Genomic DNA, 15,214 nt, shown 5'->3' with positions numbered 1-15,214 from the left:
TCTTGCACCCGGCCGTGAGGGCCGGATGAGAGACTCCTGAGCAAGCGCCTGCCGTGTCAGGCGCGAACCCCGCGGCCCATCGCCAGAAAAAGCCGCCCGGTGTGGTAACGGCGAAACCGCTGGAAGCCCGCCCTCCTCGCCGCGAAGGCCGAGGAGGGCGGAGCCTATTCAGGGAGCACGTTCAGGAGGGGCCGCCGTCCGGGGGCCCGTATCCCCCGCCGCCGGGTGTCTCGATCTCCAGCACGTCGCCCGGCTCCACCCCGGCCGAGTCGCATCCCGCCAGATGGACGACGCTTCCGTCCGCGCGCCGCACCCGGTTGACGCCCAGCGCGCCCGGGGCGCCGCCGGCCATGCCGTACGGCGGCACCCGGCGGTGGCCGGACAGCACGCTGACCGTCATCGGCGCACGGAACCGGATGCGGCGCACGGCCCCGTCCCCGCCGCGCCACCGTCCGGCACCTCCGCTGCCGCGCCGGACGGCGAACTCCTCCAGCAGCACGGGGAACCGCCATTCGAGCACCTCGGGGTCGGTCAGCCGGGAGTTCGTCATGTGGGTCTGCACCGCCGCCGCCCCGTCGAATCCGTCTCCCGCCCCGGACCCCGAGGCGACGGTCTCGTAGTACTGGCGCCTTTCGTCGCCGAAGCTGACGTTGTTCATCGTCCCCGACCCCTCGGCCTGGACGCCGAGCGCGGCGTAGATCGCGCCGGTGATCGCCTGCGAGGTCTCGACGTTGCCGGCGACCACGGCCGCGGGGTACGCCGGGGCCAGCATCGACCCCTCGGGCACGACGATGCGCAGGGGCCGCAGGCAGCCGTCGTTGAGCGGGATCTCGTCGGCCACCAGGGTGCGGAAGACGTACAGGACGGCGGCGGCGACCACGGCCGACGGCGCGTTGAGGTTGGTGCCGAGCTGGGGCGAGGTGCCGGTGAAGTCGATCGTCGCGGTGCGGCGGGCGCGGTCCACCGAGACGCCCACCGAGATCACGGCGCCGGAGTCCATCTCGTAGCGGTAGCGGCCCTCGCTGAGGGCGTCGATCACCGCGCGGACCGCGCTCTCGGCGTTGTCCTGCACGTGCCGCATGTAGGCCCGCACGACGTCGAGGCCGAAGTGGCCGATCATCGCGCCGACCTCCTCGACGCCCTTGGCGTTCGCGGCGATCTGCGCGCGCAGGTCGGCCAGATTGGTCGCGGGGTCCCTGGACGGGTACGGCCCCTCGGTGAGCAGCCGCCACGTCTCCTTCTCGCGCAGGCCGTCACGGTCCGCCAGCAGCCGGCAGTCGAACAGCACGCCCTCCTCCCGCACGCTCCTGCTGCTCGCGGGCATGGAGCCGGGCGTCAGCCCGCCGATCTCGGCGTGGTGTCCGCGGGAGGCCACGAAGAACAGGATCTCCCGGCCCGCGTCGTCGAAGACGGGGGTGACGACCGTGATGTCCGGCAGGTGGGTGCCGCCGTGGTAGGGGTCGTTGATCGCGTACACGTCTCCGGGCCGCATCCCGCCGCCCCGGCGGCGCACCACCTCCTTGACGCTCGCGCCCATCGACCCGAGGTGCACCGGGATGTGCGGCGCGTTGGCGATGAGGTCGCCGCCGGAGTCGAACAACGCGCAGGAGAAGTCGAGCCGCTCCCGGATGTTCACCGACTGCGCGGTGGCCCCCAGCCGGGCGCCCATCTGCTCGGCGACGGACATGAAGAGGTTGTTGAAGACTTCCAGCATCACGGGGTCGGCTTCGGTGCCCACGCCGGCGGCCCGGGGGCGCGCCCGCTCCCGCTCCAGGAGGAGGTGCCCGTACGCCGTCACACCGGCCCGCCAGCCGTCGTCGACGACGGTGGTCGCGTCGGCCTCGGCCACGATCGCCGGGCCGCTGAGCGTGTCGCCGGGGCGCAGCCGTTCCCGCCGGTAGAGCGGCACCTCGCGCCACACGCCGCCGGTGTACATCCGCACGGTGATCGCCGTCCGCGCCCCGGCGGGGGCCGCGGAGGCGAGGTCCGAGAGATCGGGCTGCTCGGTCAGGCCCACCGCCTCCACGGAGACCGCCTCCGCGACCAGCGGCCGGTCCATGAGGAAGGAGTACGTCCGCAGGTGGGCGGCCTCGAACGCGGTCACCATCGTGTCCGTCCCGGTCAGGTCCACCTGCAGCGACGTGTCGGTGCCGTCGTAGCGCAGCCGCACCCGCCGGGTCACCCGGATCCGCCCGTCCGGCACCCCCTCGTCGGACAGTTCGCGGCGGGCCGCCACCTCAAGGGTGTCGGCGAGGCCGGTCAGGCGCCGGATTGCGGCGGGCTCCAGCCGGGCCTCGACCGACTGCTCCCGCATCACGGTCGTGTCGGCGAGCCCGATGCCCAGGGCGGACAGCACGCCCGCCATCGGCGGCACCAGCACGGTGCGGATGCCGAGCGCGTCGGCCACCGCGCAGGCGTGCTGCCCTCCGGCCCCGCCGAACGTGGTGAGGGCGTACTCGGTGACGTCACGGCCCTTCCGCACGGAGATCTGCTTGATCGCGTTGGCGATGTTCTCGACCGCGACCCGCACGTAGCCCTCGGCGACCTGCTCGGGGTCGCGTTCGTCGCCGGTGCGCCCGCGGATGTCCGCGGCCGTCTCGGCGAACCGCCGCCGCACCTCATCCGCGTCCAGCGGCAGGTCGCCGTCCGGGCCGAAGACCTCGGGGAAGTGGCCGGGCTGGATGCGGCCGAGCATCACGTTGGCGTCGGTGAGGCACAGCGGGCCGCCGTTGCGGTAGCAGGCCGGGCCGGGGTCGGCCCCCGCGGAGTCCGGGCCGACCCGGTATCGCCCGCCGTCGAAACGCAGGACGGACCCGCCGCCCGCCGCCACCGTGTGGATGGCGATCATCGGCGCCGACAGCCGCACGCCGGCCACCTGGGTCTGGACCACCCGCTCGTACGCGCCCGCGTAGTGGGACACGTCGGTCGAGGTGCCGCCCATGTCGAAGCCGATCACCTTGTCGAGACCGGCCAGCCGGGACATGCGCGCCATGCCGACGATGCCGCCGGCCGGGCCGGACAGGATCGCGTCCTTGCCGCGGAAGTGCCCGGCCTCCGCCAGCCCGCCGTTCGACTGCATGAACATCAGCCGTACGCCGGGCAGTTGCCGGGCCACCGCCTCGACGTACCGCCGCAGGACGGGAGAAAGGTAGGCGTCGACCACGGTGGTGTCCCCGCGCGGCACCAGCTTCATCAGCGGGCTGACCTCGCTGGAGCAGGACACCTGCGCGAAGCCCGAGCGCCTGGCCAGGCTCCCGATCGCCCGTTCGTGCGCCGGGTGCAGGTGGCTGTGCAGGCAGACCACCGCGACCGCCCGGACGCCCTCCTCGCGCAGCCGCCGCAGCCGCGGCGCGAGCCCTTCGAGGTCGGGCGGCCGGAGCACCGTGCCGTCGGCGGTGATCCGCTCGTCCACCTCGGCCACGCGCTCGTAGAGCATCTCCGGCAGCACGATCCGCCGGTCGAAGATGCGCGGGCGGTTCTGGTAGCCGATGCGCAGCGCGTCGCCGAACCCCTTGGTGATCACCAGCGCCGTGCGCTCGCCCCGGCGTTCCAGCAGTGCGTTGGTGGCGACCGTGGTGCCCATCCGCACCGACTCGATCCGCTCGACCGGGATCGGTTCGCCCGCGGGGACGTCCAGCAGGGCGCGGATGCCCGCCACCGCCGCGTCGGGATAGCGGGCGGGGTTCTCCGACAGGAGCTTGCGCGTCACCAGCCGCCCGTCCGGGCGCCGGGCGACGACGTCGGTGAACGTCCCGCCACGGTCCACCCAGAACTGCCACCGGTCTCCAGGCATCGGACCCCCTCCGCACGCCCGTACATCCCTTGTATCAAGGCCGCGCGCCCCCGGCTCTCGGGGGGAGACGCATCACCTCATGCCGGACATATCATCGAGTGCCGTTTCCCGGATCACACCGGACCGGCCCGAGGGGAAGGTGGTTCCGGCAGTGATGTCCGTGCCGAGCGTGAAGCGCAGTGGGGGCATCGGTGCCCTCGTCACCAGCAACCTGCTCGGCGGCGTCGCGGTCGCCTCCGGCATCGCGGTCGGCGGGCTGCTCCTGGAGCGGCTCGGCGGCACGTCCCTCGCGGGGCTCGGACAGGCGGCGAGCGTGCTCGGCGCGGCGGTGGCCGCGGTGCCGCTGGCCGGCGTCGCGGCCCGGCACGGCCGGCGCCGTTCGCTCGCCCTCGGGTACGCGATCGCCGTGCTCGGCGGCGCGTTGATCGTCGCGGCCGCCGTCGTCGCACAGCTCGTCGTGCTGCTGGCCGGGCTGGCCTTGTTCGGCGTCGGGCAGGCGGTGAACCTGCAGTCCCGGTACGCCGCCGCGGACGGCGCGGCTCCCGGCGCCCGGGCCAGGGCGATGTCGATCGTCATCTGGGCGACCACGATCGGGTCCGTGGCCGGCCCCAACCTCAGCGAGGTGGCCGACCGGTTCGGCCGGTGGCTCGGGCTGCCCGGCCTCACCGGCCCCTACGTGTTCTCGGTCGTGTCCTTCGCCCTGGCGGGCGCGGTGGTGGCGGTGTTCCTCCGACCCGCCGCACGGTCGTCCGCGCCGGCCGCCGGCGAGGCGGACAAGAGCACCCGGGCAGTGGGAGCGGTGGCGGCGCTGCGCTGGGCGGCGGCCGACCCGGCGGCGCGCTTCGCGGTCGTGCTCATCGCGGTGGCGCACGCGATGATGGTCATGGTCATGGTGATGACGCCGCTGCACATGCAGCACCACGGCATGTCACTGCAGCTGGTGGGCGTGGTGATCAGCCTGCACGTGCTCGGCATGTACGCCCTCAGCCCGGTCTTCGGCTGGCTGGCCGACCGGCTCGGCGCGGTCCGCATGGCGTGCGCCGGGATGCTGATGCTCGCGACGGCCGTCGTGCTCGGTTTCGTGGCCGCCTCCGCCGCGGAGGGCAGCGCCCTCACCGCGCTCGCGCTGACCGTCCTCGGCGTGGGCTGGTCGGCGTCGGTGATCTCCGCGTCCGCGCTGCTCGCCGGCACCGCCGCCGACCACGTCCGGGTGCCGCTGCAGGGCGCCACCGACGCCGGCATGAACTACGCGGGCGCCGCTGCGGCCGCGCTGGCCGGGCCGATCCTCGCCGCCGGCGGCTTCCGTGCGGTCAACATCGCGGCCGCGGTCATCCTGGTCCCCGCCGTCGCGACGGCGACCGCCGCCCTGCGCGGGGGCCGGGCGGTCGCGAAGGAGGCCGACGGACGGCACGAGCAGACCGTGCGGCACGGCGCCCACCCCGCAGAAACCGGCTCCGGCTCCGACTGAAAAGACAAGTCCGGCCACATCACATCGAACGAGCGGCGCCAAACGCGTCCGCCTCGTTTGTTTGCGGTTTCATTAAGGCGAGCGCACTTCAAGCACCACGCACGTCCTGACCTGCCATTGCTATGTTTCGACGCATGGCCGCCGGGGAATTCGGCGCGGCCCGACACGCGTGAAAGGCGATTCGCCGTCGCGCGTATTCCAACTGCATTCAGCACCGTCCTTGCGGACAAGCACGCCCGAAATCATCCGGGCCAGTCAGGAGAACACGTGAGATCCCGTCCCTTCCGCGCGCTGATGGCGGCGTCGGCCGCCGCCGTGCTCACGGCGGCGTTGGCGGTGAGCCAGAGCGCGGCGGCCGGCGTGCCGCAGGCCCACGATCCGTCGAACCATCCGACACCGATGACCAGGCTCGGCACGAACACGAACACCCTCTACTCGCTGCGCTGGGATGAGATCGGACCCGACAAGAGGTCGTACCGGCAGCTCATCACCCAGTTGCGCGGTGCCCTTGCCCTGCCGAAGTCGTACCGGTACACGAACCTTTCCCAACTGCTGGGCCAGTCCGACCACACCGCCTTGAGCGGTCCCGTCGGCTGTCCGGAGGCGAAGCGTTCCCACGGCGCGCTGGGCGGCCCGTATCCGGTCCGCAGCGATTACTGGATCTGCCTCAACACCGTGGATTCCACGACGAACAGGTGGTTCCCCCAGGGAGTCAGCGGCACCTGGGACGCGAACGCGAACGGGGTCGTCGACGGGGAGCGGGCCTTCGCGTTCGGCTGGTATCGCCGGGCGAGCGCGACCAACAGGACGCCCATCGCCTCCAGGGTGACGTTCCTGGACGAGCAGGCGCCGATGGGGTCCTTCGCACACCGCTATCAGCATGTGCTGCTGGCGCTGCCGCGATACGGGAAGAACGGGGTCACGTTCGAATCGGTGCCGACCCACGCGGGCGGTTTCGTTTGGTATCACCAATACCTTCTGGTCGCGGACGACGGCCCGAGGCACGACTTCAACGGGATACTCGTCTTCGACCTGCACAACCTGATCGACCTGGCGCTCAGCCCGCGCACCGACCTGACGTCGCCGCAGGCCGCCACCCGCCCCTTCGGTCTGTACAAAGGCCGGTTCTATTCCAAGGGTTACCGCTTCATCCTGCCGCTGCGCGGCATCTGGCGGCCGTCGGTCGGCCCTCTGACCACGCCGCAGAAGTGCCGGGCGGGCGACCTCCACTACCCACCGTGCTACACGTACGCGGGTCTCGACAGGAGCACCTCGCCGCCGAGCTTCCTCACGGGTGAGTGGTGCACGAGCTCGGCCTGCGGCAAGGGACGCGTGGCGCGCTTCCCGCTGCTGCCGGACAGCACCCCCTGCACCAGGGGCTGTCTGCGGACCTCCGGCGGCACCGCGAGGCCGACCGAGGTGTTCGGCCAGCCGGTCCGCTACGCGCAGGGCGGCGTGTCGTGGAAGGGGACGTACCAGTTCACCACGAGCCACGGAGGCGCCGCCGGGCGCTTCGTGACCCGGCCGGGCTCGACGGCGGTGGCCCGTCATTACGCCGGCACTGGCGTCCAGGACCTCTACTGGAATCGGGCCACGAGCACGCCGATGCTCTGGTCCGTCACCGAGTTCCCGGGAGTGGGCAGGCGTCTTCTATACGGCGTCCGTCCCTGATCACCAAGCGGGAAGGCCCCTCTCGTCACGGCGACGGGAGGGGCCTTCCGCCGTCTCGGCCTCAGGCGAGGACCGCCGGCGCCGGCTCGGCCTCGCTCGCGGCCCCGGGGGCCGCGAGGAGCCTGGCGGCCAGCGGCACGGTGCCCGCGAGCTGGAGCAGCGCGCCCGCCACCGTGACGGCGAGGGAGAACTCTCCGCTGGACAGGACGAAACCCGCCACCAGGAGCGGAGCCGTCCAGCGCGGCAGTGCGCCGGTGCGCAGGATCGCGGCGACCTGCGTGACCAGCCCGACCACGGCCGAGGCCAGCATGGGCAGCATGATCCCGCCGAACCACGCCGAGCCCTGGTATCTCTCGTAGGCCGCGACGGCCTCGGCGGCCACGCCGCCCTCGGGCGCCAGGCCCAGCACCACCGGCCGCATGCCGGAAACGATCAGGCCGAGCACCCCGGCCAGGGCGAGCAGCAGCCCGGAGATCGTCCCGGCCAGTGGCGCCCGGTCGCGCAGCACCCGCGCGACCGCCAGGCCGCCGGGGATGGAACATCCGACGAAGATCATGTAAAGCAGGGTGCCGAGGGCGTAGCCGTCCCGGTCGGCGGCCACCTGGGCGAGGTAGTCCGCCGCGTCGGTGCGGGGCAGACCGACCGTGTCGACCAGATGCCAGACCACTCCGGCGATCGGGCCGGCGAGGACCGCCGCGGCGAGCAGGTAGGGCTTGTTGGTTCTCATGACGTGTTTCCTTCGTGCGTGGCGGCCCGTCCGCCGCATGCCGAAACACTGACGTGGCCCTGTCCCGGGCCGCCTGAGCCCGCCGCCCCCTTCTGGGATAAGGACGATTTGTCCCATGCGGACGGGACATCAAATAACGGACAATTCACCTCATGCATGCGCGTACGGTGCTGATCGGGGAGTCGGTCGCGGGAGCCGCCGCGGCGGCGACCCTGGCCGCGTTCGGACTGCGGCTGCGGTCGCCGGCGGGGTTCGCCGACGACTACTGGCTGTGGATCTCGGTGACGGCTCTCGTGTACGGCCCGCCCGGCGCGTTCCTCATCCGGCGCGGTCGGGCCGTCCTGGGCCGGCTCTTCCTCGCGGTGAGCGTGAGCGCCGCGACCGGCGCCCTCACCGCGGAGTACGCCGCCACCGCGGCCGTGCTGCACTGGCCCGGCCACCTGGCCGTGCTGTGGCTGTCGACCTGGAGCTGGCTGCCCGCCTATGTGATCGTGGCGGCCGTCGTCCCCTACTGGCTGCCGTCCGGGGAACGGCCGTCGCGGGTGTTCCGCCCCCTGATGTACGCCGGTTGCTCGGCCGCGGCGACGGGGTCGGCCGCCTGGGCGCTGCTGCCCTGGGAGCACGGCGACGACCCGGCGCTGGCCGAAAGCGGCCTGGCCAACCCTCTGGGAGTCGCGGGTGCCGAGGCGCTGCTGCCGGTCAGCCTGGCACTGATCGCCGTGGCGTCCCTCGGTGGGCTCGCCTCCCTGGGCGTACGCCTGCGCCGGGCCGAGGGCGACGAGCGCGGCCGGCTGGCCTGGGTCCTCGCGGGAATGGCCGGCACGCTGCTCCTGCTGGCCGCCGCCCAGGCGGTGCCGGCGCGCGGCTCGGGGGTGCTGCTGGCGGCGTCCGCCGTGCCGTTGCCGGTCTCCGTGGTGGCGGCGATCCAGCGATACCGGCTGTGGGACATGGAGACCGTGCTGCGCCGCGGCCTGGTCTGGGCGCTCATGTCGGCCGAGATCGCCCTCTGCTACACGGTGGTCGTCGCGTTGCTCGGGGACCTGCTGGGCCGTAGCCTCGGCGCTCCCCTCGTCGCCGCGGCCGTGGTGGCCATCAGCGTGGCTCCCGTCCACCGCTTGCTGCAGCGGGGCGTCCGGCGGCTGCTGTACGGCGACGCGGCCGACCCGTACGACGCGCTGGGGCGGCTGGGGGCGACGCTGGAGACGGCGGCGGCCCCCGCCGAGGCACTGGAACGGCTGGCCGGGGACGTCGCCAGGATCCTGCGGGTGCCGGCCGTGTGGGTGCTGGTGCTCGACGGGCCGGAGTCCCGCCACGGGGACGACGTCGGCGCCGACCCGGTGCGGGTGCCGCTGGTGCACGCAGGGGAGGCCGTGGGAGAGCTCGTGCTGACCCGGCCGCGGGCCGGTGAGTTCCGCCCCGCCGAGGCCCGGCTGCTGAACGTGCTGGCCCGGCAGGCGGGCGCGGCGGCGCACGCCGCCCGGCTCGCCGCGGACCTGGACCGGTCACGGCGGGCGTTGGTCGCCGCGCGCGCCGAGGAACGCCGCCGGCTGCGCCGCGACCTCCACGACCATCTCGGGCCGAGCCTGTCGGCCGTACAGCTGCAGCTGGAGACCATCCGCGACCTGGCGGCCGACGACCCGGACGGTGCGGGTGAGCTGGCCGACCGCTGCGCCGTGTGGCTGGCCGGCGCCGTGGGCGACGTCCGCAGGATCGTGGACGGCCTCGGCCCGTCCGCCCTCGACGACCTCGGCCTGGCCGAGGCGCTCCGCGCACAGGCGGCGGCCTTCGACCGCCCCGGCCTCGCGGTCCGGCTGAACCTGCCCGCGCAGGGCCTGCCCCCGCTTCCTGCCGCCACCGAGGCGGCGGCTCTGCGCATCGTGGGCGAGGCGCTGGCCAACACCGCCCGGCACTCGCGTGCCGGCCGCTGCGACATCGACGTGGCGCTGTCTCCCGGCGCGCTGCACTTCACCGTTCGAGACGACGGCGTCGGCATGACCGGCTCCGCCCCGGGCTGGCGCGCAGGGGTCGGCCTGGAGTCGATGACCGAGGCCGCCGCCCAGCTTGACGGGAAATGCGAGATCCTGGCCCCGGCGGGCGGCGGCACCGAGATCCGCGTGCGGCTGCCGAGAGTCGAGGTGTGAGATGCGCGTGCTGATCGTGGACGACCACCCCATGTACCGCGAGGGGCTGATCGCGGCGCTGTCCGGCCGTCCCGACGTGACGGTCGTGGGCGAGGCGGGTGACGGCGCGGCCGCCGTCGAACTGGCGGTCCGGCTCGCGCCCGACGTCGTCCTGATGGACCTTCACATGCCGGTCATGAACGGCGTGGAGGCCACGGGGCGGTTGCGGGCGGAGCTTCCGGACGTTGCCGTCGTGGTGCTGACGATGCTGGAGTCCGACGAGTCGCTGGCGGCGGCCGTACGCGCGGGCGCGCGCGGTTATCTGCTCAAGGGGGCGGGCCGGGCCGAGATCCTGCGGGCGCTCGAGGCGTGTCGGGACGGCGGCGCCTACTTCGGCCGGAACGCCGCCCGGGCGCTCGCCGGGCTCGTCGGCGCCGAGTCCCGACGGCCCGTCGCCAACCCCGTCCTGCCCGAGCTCACCGAGCGCGAGGTCGAGATCCTCGACCTGATGGCGCGCGGGCTGTCGAACGCCGCGATCGCCTCCCGGCTCTACGTCTCGGACAAGACGGTCCGCAACTACGTCAGCTCGGTGTACGGCAAGCTCGGCGTCGGCGACCGGGCCGCCGCGGTGGCCCGGGCCAGGGACGCCGGGCTCGGCGCCGGCCTGCCCGGCGGGCGCTGAGCCGGCGTTCGGCCGGCCCGGCGGGCGCTGAGCCGGCGTTCGGCCGGCCCAGCGCTCTACGGAGGGGGCGGGGTGGGTCAGGCCCCGCGCTTCGGGATGATCCGCTTGACCGCCACCGCTGCCGAGACCAGCGTGAACAGGCCCAGGGCGATCCAGAGCGCGTTCCAGCCCACGAACGGGGCGGTCAGCGCCGCACCGCCGAAGCCCGCCGCGACGCCCCCGATGGGTGGGTTGTTGTACATGTTCACCATTTCCTTTCCCGACGCCAGGCGGCGTCCCAGAATGCTTTCGCCTGCGTGATCTGCAGGAAGACATCGAAGATCATTTCGACGACCAGCAGGGCGGCGACGGCCATCTGCACGCCGCCCCTGCTCCGTACGGTCACGATCCGCTCGACCATGAAGACGCCCGTCACCGCCACCCAGAGCGGATGGAAGTCGAGCGTGCCCGTGACCGCGATCGACCAGGCCGTGGCGCCCAGGTACGCGAAGATCACAATGATCCCGACCAGCGACAGGAGCTGGCGGCCCCAGTAGGCGAACGTGACCCGCGTCCAGCCGTAGTCGGTGAGGTTCTCCAGCGCCCCCCGCTTCCACCGCAGCCGCTGCTTGAACAGGTCCTTCCAGGTCTCCATGACCTCGGTGGTGAGCGTGCACTCCGCAGGACACAGGATGCGGAACCTCAGATGCAGCAGCGCCAGGGTGAGCTCGTTGTCCTCGGTCAGGACGCGCACGTCGTACACCTGGTCGCGGCCGGGGAGACGACCGCCGCGGCGGGCCCTGACGACCTCCTTGAGCGCGAGCGCGCGAAACAGCGTCGCCGTCCCGGTGAGCACCAGCGCCTTTCCGTGCAGTCGCCGCACGTCCCGGGCGTAGCGCGCGTACTCGTTGCGCTGGAACATGCCCACCAGTCCGCCGCCCGGCTTGCCGGTGAAGGTGCCTCCCACCGCGGCCAGTTCGCCGGTGGCCAGCCGGAGGACGGCGTGGTGGATGAAACCGGGATCCAGCGCGGAGTCCGCGTCCATGACCAGTACGGCATGCCGGGACCCCAGCTGGGGCAGCAGAACTTCGAGCACCTGGTTGAGCGCGCCCGCCTTCTTGTGGCGGTTGCCGACCGTTTTGATCACCTCGGCGCCGTGCGCGCGTGCGATGTCCGCGGTCCTGTCGGTGCAGTTGTCCGCGATCACGATGACGCGGTTGGGCCTGCGCCGCTGGCCGTGCAGCGACGTGATCGTCTCGGCGATCTGGTCCTCTTCGTCGTGTGCCGGGACCAGCACGGTGACGTGCATGCGCGAGGGGTCGACCTCCGGGAGATCCCGCTTGCCGTCGGCGCCCTTCACGGCCCGGTGCCGGCCCGTGCGGACCTCCGCGAGGTTTCCCGGGCGGACCGGCCCGGCGGCATGTCCGCGGTGTCCGGCATCGGGCCCGTGACCGCGCCCGGTCTCCGGCGGCCTGGTCAGAATTTCCGACTGAACCACTTAAAACCGTCCAGCTCCCAGCAAACCGCCGCATTGTGGTGACTACTTCCAGAAGGTTACACGCGTGACGGGGGTGACTGGTTGACATCAAAGCGACATAAGATGTGCCGGGAGATTTCAGCGCGGGAACGGTGATGAAATGGGCAGGGCCGCTGTCGCCGCCCTTCTGGGCCTGTCCGCGGCCGCCGCCGTCACGGTCGCCTTAACGGTCGCCGCCGGGCGCTCCGGCGACCGTCAGGCGGCGCCGCCCGCGCCTCCCGTCAGCGCCTCGGCCCCCCGGGCGCATCCGAAGGCCACCGCACGCGCCCTGTCGTCGTCACCCCCGGTCATGCTGGAGATTCCGAGGATCGGGGTGCGGACCACGCTGATGACGCTGGGCAAGAATCCGGACGGGACGCTGGAGGTCCCGCCTCTCGACAGGGTCGACGAGGCCGGGTGGTACCGCCTCGGCCCGTCACCCGGGTCGACCGGCCCCGCGGTCATCGCCGGTCACGTCGACTCGAAGAAGGGGCCCGGCGTCTTCTTCCGGCTCGGGGACCTGCGGCCGGGCGACACGGTGAGGATCTCCAGGAAGGACCGCACTCAGGCGATCTTCGAGGTGGATTCCCTGGAGAGCGTGCCGAAGGACCGCTTCCCCACCCGCAAGGTCTACGGAATGGTGAAGTTCCCCGGCCTGCGCCTCATCACCTGCGGCGGAGCCTTCGACACCGCCAGTGGCCACTACCGTGACAATGTCATCGTCTACGCCCACCTCGTCGCCGGCCCTCGCCCCGTTGATCGACCGCAGGGGACGGCTGCATCATCGTAAGGGTGTCCGCGGCTCTCGCACGAGCCGCCGGGCCTATCGGGTCGGAGACGAAGAGGGAGTGACGGCGGGCATGCGGTTCGAGACCAGCGTCGACATCGACGCCGCCGCGGAGCGGGTCTGGCGGGTCATGACGGACGTCGCCAGATGGCCCGAGTTCACCCCCACCATGACCACGGTCGAGCCCCTCGGCGACGGCCCGCTGAGCCTCGGCGGCCGAGTCCGGATCAAGCAGCCGGGGCTTCCCCCGATGGTCTGGCAGGTGACCGAGTTCACCGAGGGCGCTTCCTTCGCCTGGCGGGCGACCGGCGGGGGCGTCACCACGGTCGGGACGCACGTGCTCACGCCCGGGGAGAGCGGGGTGTCGGTCCTGCTCGGGATCGACCAGTCAGGACCGCTGGCGCCTGTGATGGGCCTGCTGCTGGGCGGCCGGACCCGCAGGTTCGTACGCACGGAGGCCGAGAGCCTCAGACGGCGCTGCGAATCCGGCGACGCCGTGTGAGCGGTTCTGCCGACGGTGGGCCGGAGTCCGATCGGGGACCCCGGCCCACGCGGGTGACTACTGGGCCGGGTAGTCCGCGACGTACTGCGGCGCGCCGACCTTGGTCGTGTCGGCCGCGTCGCCGACGCCGTTGACGACGTGGTCGATCGTCCCGGCGCTGAGGTTGACCGTCATGATGTGGTGCAGCCGCACGCCCGGGGTCTGCGGCACCTCGAAGCCGTTCTCGGTGTGGATCTGCGGGTTGTTCTGGTTGAAGACGTAGACGCCCGCGCCGTAGAGGGTGTGCCTCTTCACGCGGTCGCCGACCTTGTAGCCGGCGTAGCCCTCCACGGATCCGTTCATCCAGTCGGCCTGCGTCGGCGGGTCGTACGGCAGCTCGTTCTGGTAGAGGATCGTCGTGCCGTCCTCGCCGTTCCAGACCGTGTTGTAGCGCTGGAAGTGCTCGACGAACAGGCCGGTCGCCGTCACGTGGTCGCCGTTGACGACGACGCCGTAGCGGCCGATGTTGGTGTTCCAGCGCTGCGTGTCGGTGAAGCCCTCGACGCCGTGGTCGGCGCGCCACACCCAGGTGTGGTCGATGAGCACGTTGTCGCTGTCGACCTCGAGAGCGGTCTCGGTCTTGCCGACGTGCGGCCCGCCGACCCGGAAGTACACGTCGGACAGGGTCGTCGGGTTGTCCGCCGAGGTCCGGTGGCCGCCGTGTTCCCTGCCCACCCGCAGCAGGACGGGGGACTTCTGGAGACCCGCGTCGACGGTGACGCCGGCGACGACCACGCCGGGGACGTCGGCGACGTCGATCGGGGTCGCGCCGCGTACGGCGGTGAGGGTGGCGTGCCCGAGGCCGAGGACCACCGTGTCGGGGCGCTTGACCTCGATGCTCCGCGCGATGTCGTACACGCCGGGCGTGAGCAGCAGGTTCTTGCCGCGCGCGAGCTGGCTGTTGATGACCTGCACCGAGTCGGACGGCTTGGCGACGTAGAAGTCCGACAGCGGCACCGTGCGGCCCGGCGTCATGCCGTTCGCCCACGAGACGCCGCGCGTGTTCTTCCTCGCGGCGGGCACGCGGACGTTGAGCCCGCCCTGCGCGTCGGCGTACAGGTAGGGCTTCTCCCGGCTGACGGGGGTGTTCTCCACCGTGGTGTAGGGCGGGTTCGGGAAGCCGGACTCGTCCGGCGCGCCGACGACGCCCGAGAAGACCTGGTTCCACACGCCGTTGGACCACCCGGCGATCTCGGTGTTGCGGGTCAGCCACTGCTGCTGGGAACCGTTGGTGACGGACGGCAGCCGGGAGTCGGCGATGAAGCCCCCGCTGGCGTACTGCGGGCCGGCGGTGCAGTAGTCCATCAGCGACAGGGTGCCGCCGCTGACGTTGAGGCGGCGCATGGAGACCGCCTGGGAGACGGCCCAGAAGTTCGCCGTCTGGCGGCAGCCGTCCTGCCCCGCCGCGTTGATGTTGACCGACAGGTTCGACAGCGTGCGCCAGAAGTTGACGAGCGCGAGGCAGTTGCCGGTGCCGTTGTTCTCCAGGCAGCGGTTGTAGACCTCGACCTTGCCGTTGATGACGACGTCGGTGGGCGAGGCGCCGAGACCGGCGATCTCGGTGTAGTAGCCGACCTTGATCTGGAGCGGGTGCTCGGCGGTGCCGTACGTGCCGGGCTTGAAGAGGTAGGCGTGGCGCTCGGCGCCCATCTCGTTGTCGACCTGCGCCGTGTGCGCCGCGTCCAGGGTCGCCTGGATCTGGTCGACCGGCATGCCGGGGTCGAAGACGGTGACGTCGGGCCCGAGGTCGGGGGCTCCTCCGTTCCCGTGGTTTCCGTGGGCCGGGGCCGGTGCGGCGGTGGCGGCCGTCGTTCCCGCCGTCACGACGGCGGTCGTCAGCACGAGACCGAACGTGAACGCCCGGCCGATCAACCGGCGGCCGGAGCGCCGCCTCCTGGGACTCCCCATGCCAGGAGTCTGGGTCGTCATA

The 15,214-nt window shown here is 72.4% G+C and carries 11 protein-coding genes; 6 read left to right on the top strand and 5 right to left on the bottom strand.

Going from position 1 to position 15,214, the window contains the following annotated elements:
- Nucleotides 1-181: 181 nt before the first annotated feature.
- Complete coding sequence (locus FH610_RS36000; protein WP_139579712.1) at nt 182-3,793, bottom strand: hydantoinase B/oxoprolinase family protein; 3,612 nt, start codon at nt 3,791-3,793, stop codon at nt 182-184.
- A gap of 154 nt (nt 3,794-3,947) precedes the next feature.
- Here FH610_RS36000 and FH610_RS35995 point away from each other — a divergent pair, with 154 nt between their 5' ends.
- Together FH610_RS35995 and FH610_RS35990 are read left to right on the top strand one after the other, a co-directional pair.
- A complete protein-coding gene (locus FH610_RS35995) occupies nt 3,948-5,261 on the top strand; it encodes an MFS transporter (protein WP_139579711.1) in 1,314 nt (437 codons plus the stop codon).
- Nucleotides 5,262-5,528: 267 nt separating this feature from the next.
- Nucleotides 5,529-6,932 (top strand): hypothetical protein, encoded by a 1,404-nt coding sequence (locus FH610_RS35990; protein WP_139579710.1) that lies wholly within the window; start codon nt 5,529-5,531, stop codon nt 6,930-6,932.
- Nucleotides 6,933-6,993: 61 nt separating this feature from the next.
- Here the strand turns inward: FH610_RS35990 and FH610_RS35985 are convergent, their stop codons facing one another.
- Entirely contained in the window at nt 6,994-7,659 is a 666-nt protein-coding gene (locus FH610_RS35985; RefSeq protein WP_139579709.1) for a DUF4386 family protein, read from the bottom strand.
- A 152-nt stretch (nt 7,660-7,811) separates the two neighbouring features.
- Here FH610_RS35985 and FH610_RS35980 point away from each other — a divergent pair, with 152 nt between their 5' ends.
- Nucleotides 7,812-9,800, top strand: coding sequence for a sensor histidine kinase (locus FH610_RS35980; protein WP_139579708.1), 1,989 nt, complete (start codon nt 7,812-7,814; stop codon nt 9,798-9,800).
- 1 nt (nt 9,801) lies between these two features.
- Nucleotides 9,802-10,461: a response regulator gene (locus FH610_RS35975; protein WP_139579707.1), complete on the top strand. Its 660-nt coding sequence runs from the start codon at nt 9,802-9,804 to the stop codon at nt 10,459-10,461.
- A gap of 77 nt (nt 10,462-10,538) precedes the next feature.
- Here FH610_RS35975 and FH610_RS43085 read toward each other — a convergent pair whose 3' ends face one another.
- Both FH610_RS43085 and FH610_RS35970 read right to left on the bottom strand, forming a co-directional pair.
- Nucleotides 10,539-10,703, bottom strand: a complete 165-nt coding sequence (locus FH610_RS43085) for a hypothetical protein (RefSeq protein WP_161628162.1) — start codon at nt 10,701-10,703, stop codon at nt 10,539-10,541.
- 2 nt (nt 10,704-10,705) lie between these two features.
- Nucleotides 10,706-11,800: a glycosyltransferase family 2 protein gene (locus FH610_RS35970; RefSeq protein ID WP_205826322.1), complete on the bottom strand. Its 1,095-nt coding sequence runs from the start codon at nt 11,798-11,800 to the stop codon at nt 10,706-10,708.
- A 277-nt stretch (nt 11,801-12,077) separates the two neighbouring features.
- Here FH610_RS35970 and FH610_RS35965 point away from each other — a divergent pair, with 277 nt between their 5' ends.
- Both FH610_RS35965 and FH610_RS35960 read left to right on the top strand, forming a co-directional pair.
- Complete coding sequence (locus tag FH610_RS35965; RefSeq protein ID WP_139579706.1) at nt 12,078-12,746, top strand: class F sortase; 669 nt, start codon at nt 12,078-12,080, stop codon at nt 12,744-12,746.
- Nucleotides 12,747-12,816: 70 nt separating this feature from the next.
- Complete coding sequence (locus FH610_RS35960) at nt 12,817-13,245, top strand: SRPBCC family protein (RefSeq protein WP_139579705.1); 429 nt, start codon at nt 12,817-12,819, stop codon at nt 13,243-13,245.
- Nucleotides 13,246-13,302: 57 nt separating this feature from the next.
- Here the strand turns inward: FH610_RS35960 and FH610_RS35955 are convergent, their stop codons facing one another.
- Nucleotides 13,303-15,192 (bottom strand): adenylyl cyclase, encoded by a 1,890-nt coding sequence (locus FH610_RS35955; RefSeq protein ID WP_139579704.1) that lies wholly within the window; start codon nt 15,190-15,192, stop codon nt 13,303-13,305.
- Nucleotides 15,193-15,214 lie beyond the last annotated feature (22 nt).

It is taken from the genome of Microbispora catharanthi, from assembly GCF_006334915.2.
GTDB classification, from domain to species: Bacteria; Actinomycetota; Actinomycetes; order Streptosporangiales; family Streptosporangiaceae; genus Microbispora; species Microbispora catharanthi.
This window is presented reverse-complemented; position numbering and strand designations above follow the sequence as displayed.

Bases quoted from the DNA above. Each gene is read 5' to 3' on its own strand.
- FH610_RS36000 (WP_139579712.1), bottom strand. From the start codon at position 3,793: ATGCCTGGAGACCGGTGGCAGTTCTGGGTGGACCGTGGCGGGACGTTC.
- FH610_RS35995 (WP_139579711.1), top strand. From the start codon at position 3,948: ATGTCCGTGCCGAGCGTGAAGCGCAGTGGGGGCATCGGTGCCCTCGTC.
- FH610_RS35985 (WP_139579709.1), bottom strand. From the start codon at position 7,659: ATGAGAACCAACAAGCCCTACCTGCTCGCCGCGGCGGTCCTCGCCGGC.
- FH610_RS35980 (WP_139579708.1), top strand. From the start codon at position 7,812: ATGCATGCGCGTACGGTGCTGATCGGGGAGTCGGTCGCGGGAGCCGCC.
- FH610_RS35975 (WP_139579707.1), top strand. From the start codon at position 9,802: ATGCGCGTGCTGATCGTGGACGACCACCCCATGTACCGCGAGGGGCTG.
- FH610_RS43085 (WP_161628162.1), bottom strand. From the start codon at position 10,703: ATGTACAACAACCCACCCATCGGGGGCGTCGCGGCGGGCTTCGGCGGT.
- FH610_RS35965 (WP_139579706.1), top strand. From the start codon at position 12,078: ATGGGCAGGGCCGCTGTCGCCGCCCTTCTGGGCCTGTCCGCGGCCGCC.
- FH610_RS35960 (WP_139579705.1), top strand. From the start codon at position 12,817: ATGCGGTTCGAGACCAGCGTCGACATCGACGCCGCCGCGGAGCGGGTC.
- FH610_RS35955 (WP_139579704.1), bottom strand. From the start codon at position 15,192: ATGGGGAGTCCCAGGAGGCGGCGCTCCGGCCGCCGGTTGATCGGCCGG.